The 17,771-nt window shown below is 29.5% G+C and carries 19 protein-coding genes and 1 tRNA gene; 12 read left to right on the forward strand and 8 right to left on the reverse strand.

The window, feature by feature from the left end; translation table 11 throughout:
• Position 1 precedes the first annotated feature (1 nt).
• Positions 2-925 (reverse strand): hydroxymethylbilane synthase, encoded by a 924-nt coding sequence (hemC, locus tag AC5SL3_RS06445; RefSeq protein WP_494577992.1) that lies wholly within the window; start codon positions 923-925, stop codon positions 2-4.
• 59 nt (positions 926-984) lie between these two features.
• Between hemC and tsaD the strand changes: the two genes are divergently transcribed.
• From tsaD to acs, 3 genes are read left to right on the forward strand one after another with little or no spacing between them, the layout of a single operon-like run.
• Positions 985-2,058, forward strand: a complete 1,074-nt coding sequence (gene tsaD, locus AC5SL3_RS06450) for a tRNA (adenosine(37)-N6)-threonylcarbamoyltransferase complex transferase subunit TsaD (RefSeq protein ID WP_494577994.1) — start codon at positions 985-987, stop codon at positions 2,056-2,058.
• Positions 2,058-2,471: an EVE domain-containing protein gene (locus AC5SL3_RS06455; protein WP_494577995.1), complete on the forward strand. Its 414-nt coding sequence runs from the start codon at positions 2,058-2,060 to the stop codon at positions 2,469-2,471. The genes tsaD and AC5SL3_RS06455 overlap by 1 nt, the downstream gene beginning before the upstream one ends.
• Before the next feature lie 13 nt (positions 2,472-2,484).
• Positions 2,485-4,530 carry an acetate--CoA ligase gene (gene acs / locus AC5SL3_RS06460; RefSeq protein ID WP_494577997.1) on the forward strand — a complete coding sequence of 682 codons (2,046 nt, stop codon included), beginning with the start codon at positions 2,485-2,487 and terminating at the stop codon, positions 4,528-4,530.
• Here acs and AC5SL3_RS06465 read toward each other — a convergent pair.
• On the reverse strand, positions 4,527-5,150 hold the full coding sequence (locus tag AC5SL3_RS06465) for an esterase (protein ID WP_271480159.1): 624 nt from the start codon (positions 5,148-5,150) through the stop codon (positions 4,527-4,529). The genes acs and AC5SL3_RS06465 overlap by 4 nt on opposite strands.
• Before the next feature lie 135 nt (positions 5,151-5,285).
• Here AC5SL3_RS06465 and AC5SL3_RS06470 point away from each other — a divergent pair, with 135 nt between their 5' ends.
• The 6 genes from AC5SL3_RS06470 to purH all read left to right on the forward strand — a co-directional run bounded on the left by AC5SL3_RS06470 (position 5,286) and on the right by purH (position 11,624).
• On the forward strand, positions 5,286-5,546 hold the full coding sequence (locus AC5SL3_RS06470; RefSeq protein ID WP_018413666.1) for a DUF4212 domain-containing protein: 261 nt from the start codon (positions 5,286-5,288) through the stop codon (positions 5,544-5,546).
• Positions 5,546-7,354: a sodium:solute symporter family protein gene (locus AC5SL3_RS06475; RefSeq protein WP_018413667.1), complete on the forward strand. Its 1,809-nt coding sequence runs from the start codon at positions 5,546-5,548 to the stop codon at positions 7,352-7,354. The genes AC5SL3_RS06470 and AC5SL3_RS06475 overlap by 1 nt, the downstream gene beginning before the upstream one ends.
• Before the next feature lie 75 nt (positions 7,355-7,429).
• Positions 7,430-7,786 carry a hypothetical protein gene (locus tag AC5SL3_RS06480; RefSeq protein ID WP_018413668.1) on the forward strand — a complete coding sequence of 119 codons (357 nt, stop codon included), beginning with the start codon at positions 7,430-7,432 and terminating at the stop codon, positions 7,784-7,786.
• 28 nt (positions 7,787-7,814) lie between these two features.
• Entirely contained in the window at positions 7,815-8,474 is a 660-nt protein-coding gene (rpe, locus tag AC5SL3_RS06485; protein WP_018413669.1) for a ribulose-phosphate 3-epimerase, read from the forward strand.
• A gap of 4 nt (positions 8,475-8,478) precedes the next feature.
• Positions 8,479-10,089: a heparinase II/III family protein gene (locus AC5SL3_RS06490; RefSeq protein ID WP_494577999.1), complete on the forward strand. Its 1,611-nt coding sequence runs from the start codon at positions 8,479-8,481 to the stop codon at positions 10,087-10,089.
• Positions 10,068-11,624 (forward strand): bifunctional phosphoribosylaminoimidazolecarboxamide formyltransferase/IMP cyclohydrolase, encoded by a 1,557-nt coding sequence (purH, locus tag AC5SL3_RS06495; protein WP_494578001.1) that lies wholly within the window; start codon positions 10,068-10,070, stop codon positions 11,622-11,624. Before AC5SL3_RS06490 ends, purH begins: the two co-directional genes overlap by 22 nt.
• Here the strand turns inward: purH and AC5SL3_RS06500 are convergent.
• The gene (locus AC5SL3_RS06500) at positions 11,614-11,958 is read right to left on the reverse strand and encodes a 4a-hydroxytetrahydrobiopterin dehydratase (protein WP_494578003.1); all 345 of its coding nucleotides are present in this window, start codon (positions 11,956-11,958) and stop codon (positions 11,614-11,616) included. The two genes, purH and AC5SL3_RS06500, sit on opposite strands and share 11 nt — an antisense overlap.
• Before the next feature lie 22 nt (positions 11,959-11,980).
• Positions 11,981-12,055, reverse strand: a tRNA-Gly gene (locus tag AC5SL3_RS06505).
• A gap of 97 nt (positions 12,056-12,152) precedes the next feature.
• Here AC5SL3_RS06505 and AC5SL3_RS06510 point away from each other — a divergent pair.
• Complete coding sequence (locus AC5SL3_RS06510; RefSeq protein WP_494578005.1) at positions 12,153-12,794, forward strand: LON peptidase substrate-binding domain-containing protein; 642 nt, start codon at positions 12,153-12,155, stop codon at positions 12,792-12,794.
• A 2-nt stretch (positions 12,795-12,796) separates the two neighbouring features.
• On the opposite strand, the gene AC5SL3_RS06515 is transcribed toward AC5SL3_RS06510, so the two are convergent.
• Positions 12,797-13,891 (reverse strand): FAD-dependent monooxygenase, encoded by a 1,095-nt coding sequence (locus tag AC5SL3_RS06515; RefSeq protein WP_494578006.1) that lies wholly within the window; start codon positions 13,889-13,891, stop codon positions 12,797-12,799.
• Positions 13,892-13,955: 64 nt separating this feature from the next.
• Between AC5SL3_RS06515 and AC5SL3_RS06520 the strand changes: the two genes are divergently transcribed.
• Both AC5SL3_RS06520 and AC5SL3_RS06525 read left to right on the forward strand, forming a co-directional pair.
• Positions 13,956-16,046, forward strand: a complete 2,091-nt coding sequence (locus AC5SL3_RS06520) for an FtsK/SpoIIIE family DNA translocase (RefSeq protein ID WP_494578008.1) — start codon at positions 13,956-13,958, stop codon at positions 16,044-16,046.
• Positions 16,046-16,600, forward strand: coding sequence for a LolA family protein (locus AC5SL3_RS06525; protein ID WP_494578010.1), 555 nt, complete (start codon positions 16,046-16,048; stop codon positions 16,598-16,600). Before AC5SL3_RS06520 ends, AC5SL3_RS06525 begins: the two co-directional genes overlap by 1 nt.
• On the opposite strand, the gene AC5SL3_RS06530 is transcribed toward AC5SL3_RS06525, so the two are convergent.
• From AC5SL3_RS06530 to hisE, 3 genes are read right to left on the reverse strand one after another with little or no spacing between them, the layout of a single operon-like run.
• Entirely contained in the window at positions 16,601-17,104 is a 504-nt protein-coding gene (locus AC5SL3_RS06530) for a GNAT family N-acetyltransferase (RefSeq protein WP_494578012.1), read from the reverse strand. It abuts the gene before it with no gap.
• Positions 17,101-17,466 carry an HIT domain-containing protein gene (locus AC5SL3_RS06535; protein WP_494578013.1) on the reverse strand — a complete coding sequence of 122 codons (366 nt, stop codon included), beginning with the start codon at positions 17,464-17,466 and terminating at the stop codon, positions 17,101-17,103. The genes AC5SL3_RS06530 and AC5SL3_RS06535 overlap by 4 nt, the downstream gene beginning before the upstream one ends.
• Positions 17,466-17,771 carry a phosphoribosyl-ATP diphosphatase gene (gene hisE, locus AC5SL3_RS06540; protein ID WP_271564050.1) on the reverse strand — a complete coding sequence of 102 codons (306 nt, stop codon included), beginning with the start codon at positions 17,769-17,771 and terminating at the stop codon, positions 17,466-17,468. The genes AC5SL3_RS06535 and hisE overlap by 1 nt, the downstream gene beginning before the upstream one ends.

A 17,771-nucleotide genomic window follows, 5' to 3' on the forward strand; every position in this document is an offset into this window, starting at 1 on the left:
ATTATTTTTTGTAAGAATTATTAGACATTTTTTTAAGAGTTTTTCCCATCTCTATTCCCAATTCTTCTGCTTTATCTACACTTTCAGATGATTTTAAATAAAATCTTTTACTGCCGTCTAGTGAAAAAAGCTCTACTTCAAGATTAATTTTGTTCCCCTCAATGTTTGCAAATGCTCCTACTGCTGTTTCACAATCTCCTTCTAAAACCTTTAAAACATTTCTTTCAGCTTTTATTGCGCTATGTGTTGATTGATGATCAACTTGTTTTAATAATTCAATTAAACTTTCATCGTTATCTCTACACTGCAAGGCAATAACTCCTTGTCCAGCACAAGGTATAATTTCTGAAGTAGAAAAAGTTTGAGAGATATTTTGATTTAATCCTAAAGAATCGATTCCAGCATAAGATAAGATAATTGCATCATATAAGTTTTCGTTAAGTTTTCTTATCCTTGTATCAACGTTTCCTCTAATTAATTTACAATTAAGATCATCTCTTATTTTTTTAATCTGAAATTCTCTCCTATATGAGGATGTTCCAATAATTGAATTTAAAGCTAAATCTTTTAGATGTTTATTGTCTTTGCTAATTAAAATTTCTCTTGGATCATTTCTTTCTAAAAAACAATCTGTTAACAATCCTTTAGTTTCTTCAGAAGGCATATCTTTTAATGCATGTACCGCTATATCTATTTTTTTTTCTAATAATTCAAACTCTATAGTTTTTGAGAAAAGTCCCTTACCCCCTACTTCTGATAATCTTTTGTCTTGAACTTGATCACCCTTAGTTACAATTTCTTTAATGATTACTTCTTCAATTCCAAAATCTTTTGAATGTTTGAGAATTTTTTCTCTAGCCTTTTCAGCATAGATTAGTGCTAATTTGCTTCCTCTAGAGCCTATAATAATTTTTCTATTTTTCATTTAATTGCTTTATACTTCATACTTATATTGAGAATGTATTATTAATAAAAACTAATTTAATGAATAAAAAACCCATAATCTTAGGAATTGAATCAAGCTGTGATGAAACAGCGGCCTCTATCATAACTGAAAATGAGCAAGGTATGCCAACAATTTTATCAAGTATTGTTTCAAGTCAGGTGGATGTTCATAAAGAGTTTGGCGGTGTTGTGCCAGAACTTGCCGCAAGATCCCATATGGAAAAAATAGATTTAATCACAAAAAAAGTATTTGATGAAAGTGGAGTAAAAATGGAAGAACTGGATGCAATAGCAGCCACAGCAGGACCTGGTCTTATGGTCTGTCTGTCTGTTGGTTTAAGTTTTGGAAAAGCAATGGCCTCCTCGCTAAATAAACCTTTTATAGCTGTTAATCATTTAGAAGGACATGCATTAAGCCCAAAACTAAATTCTGAATTAAATTATCCTTATTTATTACTTTTAATCTCTGGAGGTCACACTCAATTTTTAAGTGTGCAAGGCTTAGGAAATTATAAAAGATTAGGAACAACTATTGATGATGCTGTAGGTGAAGCCTTTGATAAAACAGCAAAATTATTAGGAATAGAATTTCCAGGTGGGCCACAAATTGAAGTGTATGCAAAAAAAGGTGATCCCAATAAATATGAGCTACCAAAGCCAATTTTTCATAAAGGAGGGTGTAATTTATCATTTGCGGGTTTAAAGACTGCTGTTTTAAAAATATCAAAACAAATAAAAACTGAACAAGAAAAATATGATCTTGCAGCATCTTTTCAAAAAACAATTGAAGAAATACTATATAAGAAAAGTAAAATTGCTTTTGAAGAATTTAAAAAAATGAACACAACAATTAAAAATAAATTTGTAGTTGCAGGTGGTGTTGCTGCAAACAAGAGAATTAGAGAAGTTCTAACTAATCTTTGCAAAGAAGAGGAATTTGAAGCAATATTTCCACCTATTAATTTGTGTGGAGATAATGCGGCAATGATTGCAATGGTTGGATTAGAAAAATTTAAGTTAAAACAGTTTAGTGAATTAGATAGTCCTGCAAAACCTAGATGGGCCCTAGATGCAGATGCTGCTTTTTTAAAGGGCGCTGGAGTAAGATTGTAATGCAGTATTGGTTAATGAAATCAGAACCTGATGTTTGGTCAATTGATCAGCAAAAAAAAGCTGGCGCTAAAGGTGCTCCTTGGGATGGAGTAAGAAATTATCAGGCAGCTAAAAATTTAAAAGGAATGAAAAAGGGAGATCTTTGTTTTTTTTATCACTCAAATATAGGCAAAGAAATTGTTGGTATAGTTGAGGTTATTAAAGAAGCTTTTTTAGATGCAACTGACAAAGATGGACGATTTGTAGCTGTTCAAGTAAAGTTTAAAGAAAAATTAAAGAAAAGTGTAACTCTAGAAGAGGTTAAAAAAACCAAGTCTCTTAGCCATTTATCACTTATTAGACAAAGCAGATTATCTGTTATGCCCATAGACTCTAAAAGCTGGAAAATTTTAAATAACATGAGTAGTATTTAAATAAAAAAAATTCATGCCTAAAAAAAAATCAATATCGAAAGCGAAAAAAAAAACTTCTAAAAAAACTAAGGCTAAAAAAAAAGTAAAGCCTTTTAAGAAAAAGGTTTTAAAAAAAATCGAAGAAAAAGAATTAATCATAAAAACTAAACCTGAGTGGGTAAAAAGTGCTCTAGTAAATAAAGCGAAATATCAAAAAAAATACTCAGACTCGATTAAAAAAAATGATGACTTTTGGAAGAATGAGGGGAAAAGAATTACTTGGATTAAACCATACAAAAAAATTAAAAATATAAAATACAGTAAAAAAGAAGTTAAAATTAAATGGTATGAGGATGGCACATTAAATGCTTCTGCCAATTGTATAGACCGTCACCTTAAAGATAAAAAAGATAAAACCGCTATTATTTGGGTGGGTGATGATCCAAAACATACTAAAAAAATTTCGTACAAACAATTACATAATGAAGTTTCTAAAGCTGCAAATGGTTTAAGAAAACTAGGAATTAAAAAAGGTGATCGAGTTACGATTTATTTAACTATGATACCAGAACTTGCGGTAACAATGCTTGCTTGTGCTAGAATTGGTGCGGTTCACTCTATTATTTTTGGTGGTTTTTCAGCAGACTCTATTTCTGGCAGGGTTAATGACTGTGAGTCAGAATACATAATAACTGCTGATGAAGGAGTTAGAGGTGGAAAAACTATTCCATTAAAAAAAATTACAGATGAGGCTTTAAGAAGTTGTCCTAATGTCAAAAAATGTATTGTTGTAAAAAGAACTGGAAATAAAGTTGATTGGGTTAAAGGAAGAGATGTTTGGTTTGACGATTTAATTAAAGATATGTCAACTAAATGTGAGCCTGAGGAAATGAATGCAGAAGACCCTTTATTTATTCTCTACACATCTGGTTCTACTGGAAAACCAAAAGGAGTTTTGCATACAACAGGTGGATATATGGTTTATGCATCTATGACCCATCAATATATTTTTAACTATAAACCAAAAGATGTTTATTGGTGTACTGCTGATATTGGTTGGGTAACGGGTCATAGTTATATTGTTTATGGACCGCTTGCTAATGGCGCAACAACAATAATGTTTGAAGGAATTCCAACCTATCCAGACAGCTCAAGGTGGTGGCAAATTATTGATAAATATAAAGTTAATATTTTTTATACAGCGCCCACTGCTATTAGAGCTTTAATGAGAGAGGGTGATAAGCCTGTTAAGAAAACCTCAAGAAAATCTTTAAAATTATTAGGAACTGTTGGTGAACCCATTAATCCTGAAGCTTGGATGTGGTATTATAAAACAGTTGGAAATTCTAAATGTCCAATTGTTGATACATGGTGGCAAACCGAAACCGGTGGAATTTTAATTAGCCCTCAAACAGGAGCTATGAATTTAAAACCTGGTTCTGCGAGTAAACCTTTTTATGGAATTAAGCCCTCTATAGTTGATAAAGATGGTAAAGAAATCAAAGGAGCTGGTGAAGGTAGGTTGTGCATTTCTCAATCTTGGCCTGGACAAATGAGAACTGTTTATGGTGATCATCAAAGATTTATTGATACTTATTTTTCTCAGTTCGATGGAAAATATTTCACAGGTGATGGTGCTAAAAGAGATAAGGATGGCTACTACTGGATAACCGGCCGTGTAGATGATGTAATTATTGTCTCTGGTCATAACCTTGGAACTGCCGAAATAGAAAGCGCTTTTGTTGCTCATCCAAAAGTTGCTGAAGCTGCTGTGGTTGGATATCCACATGATATTAAAGGTAACGGCCTATATTGTTATGTAACTCTAAATGTTGGAGAGAAATCAGATTTAGATCTTGAAAGAGATTTAAAGCTTTGGGTAAGAAAACAAATCGGTGCACTAGCGACACCTGACATTATTCATTTCTCACCTGGTCTTCCAAAAACAAGGTCTGGAAAAATTATGAGAAGAATTTTAAGAAAAATTGCAGCTAATGAACATGACCAATTAGGGGATACTACAACTTTAGCTGATCCAAGCGTTGTGCAAAGCTTAGTTGATAATAGAAAAAATATTTAAAATTCTATTAATTTCTCAAATTCTTTTTTAATAATATCCCATTTCAATATCATAGAATTCAATACGATTTTTCGATCTAAAATTTTAAGCTCTTCAGCTATTGGTGCCCATTTGTATAATGACAAAGCACTAGGATTAAAGGGTAAATCTTTATAATAAATTTCCCAGTTTATATTTTGAAGTCTTTCATTAAAAGTTTTTTTTGCTTCCTCAATAATATCAAGTGGCATCTTATTAGAAATCTCATCATCTAAAATTTTAGAAAAAATCTCTTTAGACTGGTCAACGTTTTGAAAATTAAAGTTAACTTTTAAATAAGAAAACGTAAATAACATCAAATCTTGTAAGGCTACAGAATAAATATTCCATTTGGCAATATTAAGGGAAGACATGAACACATCATTATCAAAGTGAAGAACATACCTTGTTCCCATCCTGGTTTTTAAATAACTATATAAAGTTACTTGTGTTACCCAAGCAGATTTTGTTTGAATAAAGTGTTCAAGCTCATCTAAATTCTTAATTTTTTTCTTTGGAATAAAAGCCCTAAACATGGCAAACAAATAAACTTTAAAATCATCAAACGATATGTCTTTCCAGGAGAGTTTATATTTTTGCATAAAAATTCATATATGCTCATTATACCTTAAAAAGGTAGGTAAATAAGCACCTAATATGAACAATTTTAAGTCTTTTAAAAACTTACAGAATGGTTATGGTTTAGGGTAGTTATAACTAAAAATAGAGAGGTATAAATGTCAAACGCAACAAAACACTGGGAAAAGACTAGATCATTGTTATTCGTAACACTGGCTATTTGGTTTGTTTTCTCAATCGGCATCTTCCTTTTTGCAGCTGAAATGAATGAGGTTACAGGACCTTTCGGTTATCCATGGACATACTGGTTTACATGTCAAGGATCTCTTGGAATTTTTGTAATTTTATGTTTCTGGTTTGCTAATAGGCAAGAGAAAATCGATGAAGAATTCGGCTTCAACGAAAAAGGAGATCAATAATGATTAAAGGTAAATTTATAGACAATTTGCCAAAAGTTTACGGAATCTATACAGGAGGTTTTATAGGTTTCATAATCTTAATGGCAATTGGTGAGCAGATGGGTATGACTGCTAAAGCAATAGGTGTTGCTTTTGTAGCCTTTACAATATTCATCTATGCACTGATCGGTTATCTATCAAGAACAGCTCAAGCAGACGCATATTACGTGGCTGGAAGACAAGTGCCCACTGTATTCAATGGAATGGCGACGGCGGCAGACTGGATGTCTGGTGCTTCATTCGTTGCAATGGCAGGTGGTATTTACTTCAAAGGCTATGGATATATGGCTCTACTTGTCGGTTGGACTGGTGGTTACATATTAGTTGCAACTTTATTAGCACCATACTTAAGAAAATTTGGATGTTACACAGTTCCAGATTTTGTGGGTACAAGATACGGTGGTAACTTAGCAAGGTTCTGTGCTGTAGTAGTTTTGACTGTTGCTTCATTCACTTATGTGACTGCTCAGATTAATGCTACGGGTACTATTGCATCTGTTGCTCTAGATATCGACTTTAAATATGCTGTATATATTGGACTAATAAGTATTTTACTTTGTTCAATGTTAGGGGGTATGAGAGCGGTAACTTGGACACAGGTTGCACAATATATCGTGCTAATTATAGCTTACATGCTTCCAATTTTTTGGATCAGTAACAAAATGGGTGCGGGTTTCTTCCCTCACTTTATGTTAGCTGACGAGGTAGCTAGAATTGGTGAGTTAGAACAACAGTTTGGGTTTATTAAAAACTCTGCTGCTGATCTAGCAACGGTACCTAAAGGGTTAGCTGGAATAACTAAAGCACACTCTGCAGTAAATGCAACGCCTTGGGCGTTTATTTCATTAGCATTGGCGATGATGATGGGAACAGCATCATTACCACACGTGATGATGAGATACTTTACTACTCCAAGCGTTAAAGCAGCTAGAAAATCAGTTGGTTGGTCATTATTCTTTATCTTCCTTCTGTATTCTTCTGCGCCAATGTTAGCAACGCTATCAAAACTATCATTGATTGATCCGACATTACCAACTGGTATTATTGGTAAATCATTTGCTGAAGTTCAATCTTTAGATTGGTTCCAAAACTGGAATAGTGCAAACTTGATGTTTATCAGCGACTTTAACGGCAATGGAACTCTTGAACTTAATGAGTTTTTCATGGGCGGTAAAGCTGTTGTGTTAGCAACTCCAGAAATAGCTGGATTACCATATGTAATCTCAGGACTGGTTGCTGCTGGAGGTATGGCTGCTGCCATGTCAACAGCTGATGGTTTGATTCTAGCAATTGCTAATGCGATCTCTCATGATGTTTATTACAAAATGATTGATCCAAAAGCGGAAACTGCAAAAAGACTACTTGTTGCAAGGGTATTACTTGTAGTAATTGGTTTTGCTGGAGCAACTATTGCTGCAATGGAGATCCAAGGTATTTTAGGTTCAGTTATCTGGGCTTTTGACTTTGCGATGTCTGGTTTGTTCTTCCCACTTGTACTAGGTGTATGGTGGAAGAGAGCTAACAAAGAAGGTGCAGTTGCTGGTATGGTTTTAGGTCTTGGTTCTGCTATTTGGTACCTTGTATGGGTAAGAAATGGTGGAAGTGGGTTCTTAGGACTTACTCAGTTAACATTTGGTATCTTCGGAGCAGCTGTTAGTTGTGTATCAATGGTGGTAGTAAGTTTAATGACTTCTGCACCTGATGCTTCAATCCAAAAAATGGTTGATGAAGTTCGTATACCAAGTGGTAAAACTGTCACTGGTAAATAGAGCTTAAATCTTGATTCTAGGGGCGATTAATTTCGCCCCTTTTAATTCAATAAGTTTTCAAATATAAATTTCTAAATGTCTGCCAACTTTCATCCTCTAGTTTATTTTATAGATTATCTACTTGGAGTTATCATGTGGACTTTAATAGGAAGAGTTGCGATGAATATTTTTCAAAAAGAAGATTCTGAATTTTTTTTTATGAAGATATTTGTAAAATATACCAATCCATTAATAAAAATTTTTAAGCCAATAACCCCTTCTTTCATCATAGGACCTCTGATTCCATTATATGTTGCTTGGTTTTTTTATATGATTAGATTTTACTTTATGCCCTGGGTCTTAGGTTATTCTGTAATGGGAATGTTATCATTTCCTCTAGAAAGTGAAATTTCTAAGCAAATTTATCAATTATTTAATTCAATTAAATTTTAAAAATTGATACTAGTAGAATTACCAATCAATGAAAAAAATACAAATATCTCCTTCAATTTTATCTGCTGACTTTAGTCAATTAGGAAATGAAATAAAAAGACTTGAAGAAGGTGGTGCAGATATGATCCATGTGGATGTGATGGATGGTCATTTTGTTCCTAATTTAACCATGGGTCCACCTATCATAAAATCATTAAGAAAATTTACAAAACTACCATTTGATGTTCATTTAATGATTTCACCCGTGCATAAATATATTAAAGATTATGCAGACGCAGGTGCAGATATTATTACTATACACCCAGAAGCAACTGAAAATTTAGCAGTCTCTATTGACCATATTAAAAGTTTAGGAAAAAAAGTAGGGGTTTCTTTAAATCCAGAAAGTAAAATTAATTTAATAACTGACTTATTAAATGAGATAGATTTAGTTCTAATTATGAGCGTAAACCCTGGATTTGGAGGACAAAAGTTTATGCCAGAAGTTTTAGAAAAAATTAAAGAATTAAAAAAAATAAGAGATCAAAAGAATATAGATTTTGATATCGAGATTGATGGTGGGATCAATTTTGACAATAATAAACTAGCAATAGAAGCTGGTGCAAATATTTTAGTTTCTGGGACAACTATATTTAAAAATAACAATGGAGATATAAAAAAAAATATAGACCTTTTAAAATCAAGTTAGAATAATGATTTTAAACAATTCATTTAGACTTATTAAAAAAAAAATTCGTCACTTTTATTTAAACTCCTATCTATATAATAAAAAAATTACACCCTCTTCTATTGAGTTACTAGAATATCAGCCAAGCCCTAACTTGTTAGATGGCCTTATAAAATATGATAAAAAAAAGATTAACATAGAAAATTATTCGTTAAATGAAATTTGGGATAATCCAAATTTAAAAGAAAAAGACCAACAAAATTTAAACAGTTTTTTTTGGCTATTTAGCCTAGATCTTAGATCTTCAAAAAAAGATACTCAAAATGTCATTAATCAATGGATTAATACAAATGACAGGTACAACTCTAAAAATTGGAAAATTGATATAATTGGAAAAAGAATAATAGCCTGGATTTCAAATTCTAGGCTTACCTATGAAGATGGTAATATACATTATAAAGACAAGTTTAACGGCACTATAAAGAAGCAGATCAATCACCTTATTAATGAAATTGAAATCTCTGAATTAATCGATAATAAGATTATAGGGTGTGCAGCTATCATTTTAACTGGTCTATCGTACCCTCAAAATAATAATTATTTAAATACTGGGTTAAGTTTACTAAAAAAATTAGCCAAATATTCATTAGATAATGATGGCTTTCCAAAATCAAGAAATATTAGACAGTTAAGTTTTTACTTAAAATATTTTATATTAATTAGGGAATGGTTCAAAGAATCTCAAAATGAAATACCAGATTTTATAAATGAAAATATATATTATTTAGGTCAGGCTTATGCTTTTATTTGGCAAAACAATAAAATAGATTTTCTCTTTAATGGTAATCATAAAACAAATAATCATAATTTTGATCTTTATTTAAAAAGACTTGGATATAATTTTAAAAATCAAAATAATGAGCTGGGTGGCTATGTGGTCCTTAATAGTAAAAAAAATTCTTTAATAATGGATGTTGGATCGAGCCCAAATAAAAAATTATCTTCAGATTATCAAGCTGGTGCTTTATCTTTTGAGATTATATCAAATAGTAAAAAATTAATTAGTAATTGTGGTTATTTTCAAAAAATTGATCATCAATTAAATGAGATATCTAAGTCAAGCGCAGTCCATAGCACACTAATTATAGATGACAAGTCCTCTTGTAATTTTAGCAAAGTAAGAGGTAAAAAACCTAAAATTAATCAAGAATTAAGAATATTAAAAAAAAAAGTAGTATTTGAAAAAAATTATTGGAAAATTAATGCTTCTCATGATGGCTATTTAAAACCACATGGTATTGTTCATGATCGAGAAATAGAATTTTACCCAGAACAATTAAAATTCATTGGCCATGATAAAATTATTTCTAACAAGGGTATTAAAAACTTAAAATTTGATATTAGATTTCACTTGGAGCCAAATATTCGATTAATGAAAACTCAAGATGAAAAATCAATACTTATTGATCTTGATGGAGAAGGTTGGAAATTTAGCTCAGAAAATTCTAAAATAAATATTGAAGAAGGGTTATATTTTGGAGAAAAAAATTCTTTTACAAATAATCAAAATATATTTATTTCAGGAATGACTAATGAAGAAAATCAAACTATAAGATGGGAAATCACAAAATTATAATGAAAAAAATAAAAAAAGCTCTTATTTCAGTATCTGATAAAAAAGATTTAGGCAGTCTTTTAAAAGTTTTAGCGAAATACAAAATTGAATTAATTAGCTCTGGAGGCACCTTTAAAGAAATAAAGAAACTTAAATTTAAATGCCAAGAAGTTTCAGAGTATACTGGTTCACCAGAAATTCTTGGTGGAAGAGTTAAAACACTACACCCAAAAATTCATGCTGGTATATTAAGTAAAAGAAACGACAAATCTCACACTAAAGAACTAAAAGCTAATCAATATGATGAAATTGACCTTGTTATTGTTAACTTTTATCCTTTTGAAAAAACTTTAGATCAAACAACCAATCATTCAAAAATAATAGAGAATATTGATGTTGGAGGTCCCACTATGGTTAGGGCAGCTGCCAAAAACTATAACGATGTTACTGTTATTACATCCTCAGATCAATATGAAACCCTAATTAATGAATTAGAAAATAATAAAGGATCAACATCTATTGAATTTAGAGAAAAGATGTCTTTAGAGGCCTTTTCTGAAACAGCTTATTATGATGCTGTAATTTCTAACTATTTTAATAAAATTAAAAAAAACAATTTTCCCAAAAAAAAAATTATTTATGGAAATTTAATTGAAAAATTAAGGTATGGTGAAAATCCACATCAAGAAGCTGCAATTTATTCTAAATCTCAAAATCTTAATATTAAACAAATTCATGGTAAGCAGTTAAGTTATAATAATTATAATGATATTTTTTCTGCATTAACAATATCAAAATCTTTACCAAAAAACTCCGGAACCGTTATAGTTAAACACGCTAATCCTTGTGGTGTTTCGATTAATAAAAATAGTTTAAAAAGTTATAAATTGGCTCTTGCTTCTGATCCAGTTAGCGCTTTTGGAGGAATAGTTTCTTGTAATTTCAAAATAAATAAAACTCTAGCATTGGAGCTTAATAAAATTTTCTTAGAGGTTATCATTGCTAATGGTTTTCAAGCTGATGCTTTAATAATTTTAAAAAAGAAAAAAAATATAAGAATTATTGATGCATCGGAATTTATGATGAAAGATTTAATTAGATTTGGCTCTGTGAATGAATCTATATTAACACAATCTGAGGATTTAAAAGTTTTTGAACCTAAAGATTTCAAAGTAGTTTCAAAACTAAGACCAAATAAATCTCAATTAAAAAATTTAATTTTTGCATTTAATGTTTGTAGATATGTAAAATCAAATGCAATTGTTCTTGCAAGCCAAGAAGCAACCGTTGGTATTGGCTCAGGGCAACCTAGTAGACTTGATAGCTGTCAAATTGCTATAGATAAAATGAATAAATTTCAAAACTTAAAAGAAGATATTATGGCAGCTTCTGACGCATTTTTTCCATTCGTTGATGGTATTGAAAAATTAGTACAATCAGGAGTTTCAGCTGTAATACAGCCTTCTGGATCAATTAGAGATAAGGAGATAATAAAATTTGCAAACCAAACTGGTACTATTTTAGTTTTCTCTAAAACAAGACATTTTAGACATTAAAAATTTGATCAATTTTTGCTGCTAAAATAAAATCATTTTCTGACAGTCCTTCAATAGCATGAGTAGTAATTACAATTTTAGCATATCCCCAACCAAAAGAAATATCTGGATGATGATTTTCATTTTCCGATATTTCACTAACTTTATTTATAAAATTTTGACTATTAACAAAATTCTTAAAAGTAAAATTTTTCTCTAAATAATATATTTCTTTTGTATTTTTTTTAACATCCCAACCATCAACTTTTTTTTGATATTTATGAATTTCACTAATATCAAAAGGTAAAATTCCACCCTCACATGGTACACATTTCTTATTAAGTAAATCACTCATTGATTAATATGTTTTAAAATTTTGGAGCGGGTCAAGGGAATCGAACCCTCTACCTAATCGTTGGCAACGATTCGCTCTACCAATGAGCTAGACCCGCTTATAAAAGACACTATAAATAGATGGTTTTTTTAGTTCAATCAATAATAAAGTGTTTCATTGGTATATAGATTTTCAAAAATTTGCTAAAAGAAAGAATGAAAAAACAAGATTTACCAAAAACTATCCCTGTATTTCCATTAAGTAACTTTATTATATTTCCTCATACAACAGTTCCATTAAATATATTTGAACCAAGATATATTGAAATGATTAATGATAGTATGAAAACAAACAAGATGATTGGTTTGATTCAACCAAAAAATAATGATGATAGTTCAATCCCTGGTCTTCATAAGGTTGGCTGTTTAGGTAAAATAACCAATTTTAAAGATACATCAGATGGCAGATATATGATTGATCTAAATGGTATAACGCGGTTTGAAGTAACTAAAGAAATTAAAAGTTCAAAACCTTATCGTATTTGCGAAACTACTTATGATAATTTTGAGCTAGATTTAACTTCTGAAAAAAAGAAATTAAAATTTTCTGATCTAGAGCCAATATTTAAAGATTTAAAATTATTATTTGAAAAAAAAGGATATATTATAAATTGGAAATCTTTAGAGAAACAAGATTTGAATGAAACGATAAATGCTCTAGCAATGGCATCTCCTTTTTCACTAGAAGAGAAACAAATTTTATTAGAAAGTAAAAATTTAGAAGCAAGAAAAGATAAAATTTCTGAAATACTGAGTACTTACAGTTTTGATGATTTTCACAATACAACTATTCAGTAGACTTAAAAATTTATTCCTGCATCAGCTAGTTTAATAAAATAATTATTTAGATTTTTATTTTTTCCAATGTTTTTAATAATTTTGCTAAAGCTTTTATTTTGAACTTTTTTATCTAAATTAAAAGATTCATAAATTAAGTCTATGGCTTTAGAAAAAACAAAATTTTTATCTTTTGTTTTTTTTTCAAATTCATCAAATATCCGTGAATCTAACTGCATACCTAATTCAATTTTGTCTTCAATAATTTTAGTTAGAATTCTAAGATCTCGTATAGTCATATTAAATCCTTGTCCTGCTAATGGGTGCACTCTGTGAAGCATGTCTCCAAAAGCTAAGATATTTTTATGATAATAGTTTCTTAAATTTGAAGAACTCAAATCGAAACTATTTAATTTATCAATTTTATTAATTAGATATTTGGGGTTATTTTTATTAATTAAATCTATTACATCGCTATTATCAAATTTTTTATTCTTAATATCCATTGAATATACTACAGATGTTTCGGTGTTAGAGATTGGCAAAAATGCAATTGGACCTTGCTTTGTAAAAATTTGAGTTGCTGTATTATTCTCTATTTTTTTATGTTTTAAAATAGTGGTATAAGCAAGATTATAATAATTTTTACTAATTTTTTTAGTGAAGTACTTTTTAGCTAAAAAATTATTTGCATCACAATTTATTATTAAATCATATCCTTTTTTATTTAAAAACTCCTCATTTATATTTTTGCTTAATATTATTTTTTTAAAAAATTTATTTTTAATAAGGTTACTATTTAACGATTTTAGAAGCTCATCATTTTTTATAATATAAAATAGATCATTTTTATCATTTTCAAATTTTAATAAATTTTCTGTTTCAATTTTATCAGTATAAATTTCTATTCTATTTATTTTCCAGTAATTATTTTTTGAAATTTGAAAAATTTTTTCTTTGAAAAATTCAAAATTACTTTTGGATATTCCTATTGTTCTATTGGAGGAAAAATTACTATTTCTACTTTTATAATAATAATGAACATTTATTTTTTTATTTATAAGGCTTTTAGCTAAAGATAGAGCAGTTAGACCTTCACCAATAATACAAACATTCATAATAATTTTAATTTTAACAATAAAAATTAGATGATACAAAGTGATTAATTAGACTCATTTATTTATGGAATTTAAAAAATTAGCCAACAATACAATTAATTTCGGTATAAACAGAATTATAGAAACTGCTGGAATTGCTTTTGTTATAATTGGTCTTCTTTTGTTGGTTTCCCTTGCAACTTTTTCTCCCGATGACCCTAATTTTATTTTCCCAGATAATACAGAAATTAAAAATTTGCTTGGTTTTAATGGAAGTTACACAGCTGATCTTTTTTTTCAAACCTTTGGACTCATTTCTTTATTAATTCCATTTACACTCATATTTACTGGCATAAATATAGTTCTGAATAAGAAAATTTTTTTGATTTTTGAAAGTATTTTTTATTCAGTTCTTTATTCTTCATTTGGTTCTCTATTTTTTTCTTTTTTTTACCCTACTGCCTTCAACCTTTATATTAATGGAAATGGTGGTTTTATTGGAAAATATTTAGAAACAACTTTTTTAACTTCTTTAATTAATATTAATTCTCAAATTTTTTATTACTTTTTAATTTTAATTATTTTAATTTTATTTTTAATTAGTATCCATTTTAAAGTTATTTATTTTTATAAATTAATAAAAAAACTTTTTAAATTAATCTTTATAAAAAAAGAAAAGAGTTATACTAATGAAAATGAGATAATTAATGAATTTATACCACAAGAAGAAATTACAAATTTAATTCAAGAAGATTTACCTTTTATAAAAAGTGAAAATAAATCTCCAAGTAAAAAAATTCGCTTTAAACTACCTACTATCGACTTACTCAAAATCCCAACACAAAAAGATAGGGAAAAACTAAAAGATGAAGATTATATTGATAGTGAGTTTTTAGAAAAAATCTTATTAGATTTTGGGGTTAGTGGGGATATAAAGAAGGTTAGTCATGGCCCTGTAGTAACACTCAATGAATTTGAGCCAGCAGCAGGTGTTAAAGTATCAAAAATTATCAATCTCTCAGATGATATTGCTCGAAATACTAGCTCTGAATCTGCACGAATTGCTACTATTCCAGGACGTAGCACCATCGGTATAGAGCTTCCAAATTCTAGTCGTGAGAATGTTTATTTAAGTGAAATACTCTCTAACTCTGATTTTAATAAAAAAGATATTCGATTACCAATTGCACTTGGCAAGAACATCTCTGGTGTTCCTATTGTTGGAGACTTAGCTTCTATGCCTCACTTATTAATTGCTGGAACTACTGGATCAGGTAAATCTGTTTGTATAAATACTATTATCTTGTCTTTACTCTACAGGCACACACCTGACAAATGTAAGTTCATACTCATCGATCCTAAAATGCTTGAACTATCAACCTATGAAGGCATACCTCACTTATTATGTCCTGTGATTACTGAGGCAAAAAAAGCTGCTTCTGTCTTGGGTTGGGTTGTTAAAGAGATGGAAAATAGATACCGACTTATGACCAAAGAAGGAGTTCGTAATATTGATGGTTATAATGCTAAGCATACTTTGGCTATGCCCTATATTGTTGTTGTAGTAGATGAAATGTCTGACCTAATGCTTGTGGCTGGTAAAGAGATAGAAAATTATATTCAAAAATTATCACAAATGGCAAGAGCTGCTGGAATTCACATTATAATGGCCACTCAAAGACCAAGTGTTGATGTTATTACGGGAACTATTAAAGCAAATTTTCCAACAAGAATATCTTTTCAAGTAACTTCAAAAATAGATAGTAGAACAATTTTAGGTGAACAGGGCGCCGAACAATTACTTGGAAAGGGAGATATGCTTTATATGTCTTCTGCTAATCGAATAGTTAGAATTCATGCTCCATTTGTGTCAGAAAGTGAAATTGAAAAAGTTAATAATTATTTAAGAAGTCAAGCAGAGCCAGATTATATAGATGAAATCTTAAATTTTGCTGATGAGAAAGAATTGAGTGGAGAAGCTTCTGGCTCAGGGGATAAAGATGAGTTGTACCAGGCTGCACTTGATATTATTAGATCTGAGGGCAAAGCATCTACCTCGTTTTTACAAAGAAAATTACAAATAGGGTATAATAGAGCTGCAAGAATTATTGATATGATGGAAGCTGACGGGGTTGTGAGTAAAGCTAATCATGTTGGTAAAAGAGATGTGCTTTAATGCTTAGAATAATAATCATCTTATTGTTTTTCAATTTTTATCTTCCAGCAAACTCATCCCCAAAAGATAAAATAATTTCTCAAATGAAACTTACTAATAATTTAAGTTTTAATTTCAAACAAACCATTAATGATAAGAGTGAAGTTGGAAAATGTATCATTGAATATCCTAAAAAAATTTTTTGTAAGTACAGTAATCCTAATAAAAAAAATTTAGTATCAAATGGAAAATCTTTAGTTATTAAAACCATTAACAAGGGAAGTTATTATCGTTACCCTCTAAACAAAACTCCTTTAGAATTTTTACTAGATAAAGAATATCTAATTTCTAAAATAGAAGAACTTGAGCCAAGAGATATTGATAATAAGTATTTAAATTTTAAAATTTTTGAGAATAATAATGAAATTAATATTTTTTTTGATAAGAAAGATTTAAATTTAATTGGATGGCAAACTGAAGATATTTATCAAAATTTATCAATAACATTTATTTCTTCTGTTAAAAAAAACCAAGAGATAGATGAAAAGATTTTTAAATTACCTGAATATAATTAATCATCTAATTAAAGTTTCAGACTTAAAATTTTTCATACCTCTAGCTAGGTAATTTTTTAACGCATTTTTGTGATCTAGAGAACAAGTGTGAAGCCAAACTCTTACACCACCCATATTAAATGAGCACTTAATTGCCTCACTTAATAAATATCCTCCTAATTTTTTTCCAAAATATTCTTCTAAAATTCCAAAATAAGCAATTTCGGCTTCTTTATTTTGTTTGTTAAATATCAATTCAAAATAACCAGCTATTTCACCTTTATCTTTAAGAATGTATGTAAATAACTGATCATTAGAAACATAATCTGTCCAATTTAAGTCTGTCCAAATAAGTCTATCAATCCATTGACAATTCTTACCAATAGATTTGTAAAAAAATTTATTTAATTGAAAATCTTTTGGTTCTACAAGCTCTACGGAATAATTCTCTGCGGGCCTCTTAACTTCTTTTAATTCATCTAGAGATCTTATCTCTAAATAACTTCGATAAATTTTTTCTGTCACTCAACCATTTTTCCAACTTTTTCTCCTCCAAATAAATGGAAGTGTAAATGTGGAACCTCTTGACCGCCGTCTTCACTCAAATTTGTTAAAGCTCTATAACCTTTACCTGTGTCTGTTGAGATGCTTAATATTTTGGAAACTTCTGTAATAGCTTTGCTTAATGCAACTATCTCTTGATCTGAGGCTCTAGCATTAAAATCATCTAAATTAATGTACTCACCTTTTGGAATAACTAGTGCATGTATTTTTTTTTGAGGATTTATATCATGAAAAGAAAGAACATGTTCATTTTCAAATATTTTTTTACAAGGAATTTCTTTTCTCAAAATTTTTGCAAAAATATTATTTTTGTCGTAACTCATTATCTATTATTCTTTTCTTCAATACCTGATTGTTTTTTTCTGTCTTCCAACTCTTTTAAGACGTCTTCAAATTTAATATTGGCTGCCTCAAGTGTAACTAATATATGATATATTGTATCTGCTGCTTCGTGAACTATATTAGATTTATCATTTAGGGCTTCTTTCAGTTCATCAAATTCTTCTTCCATTTTATCTATACATTTAGAAAGACCACCTGATAATAATGATGAAGTATAAGATTTATCTTCATCCTTATTTTTTCTGTCTCTAATTGTATTTACTAAATTTAATAGATTTTCTGACAT

It is taken from the genome of Candidatus Pelagibacter sp. PS_34 (genome assembly GCF_059417845.1).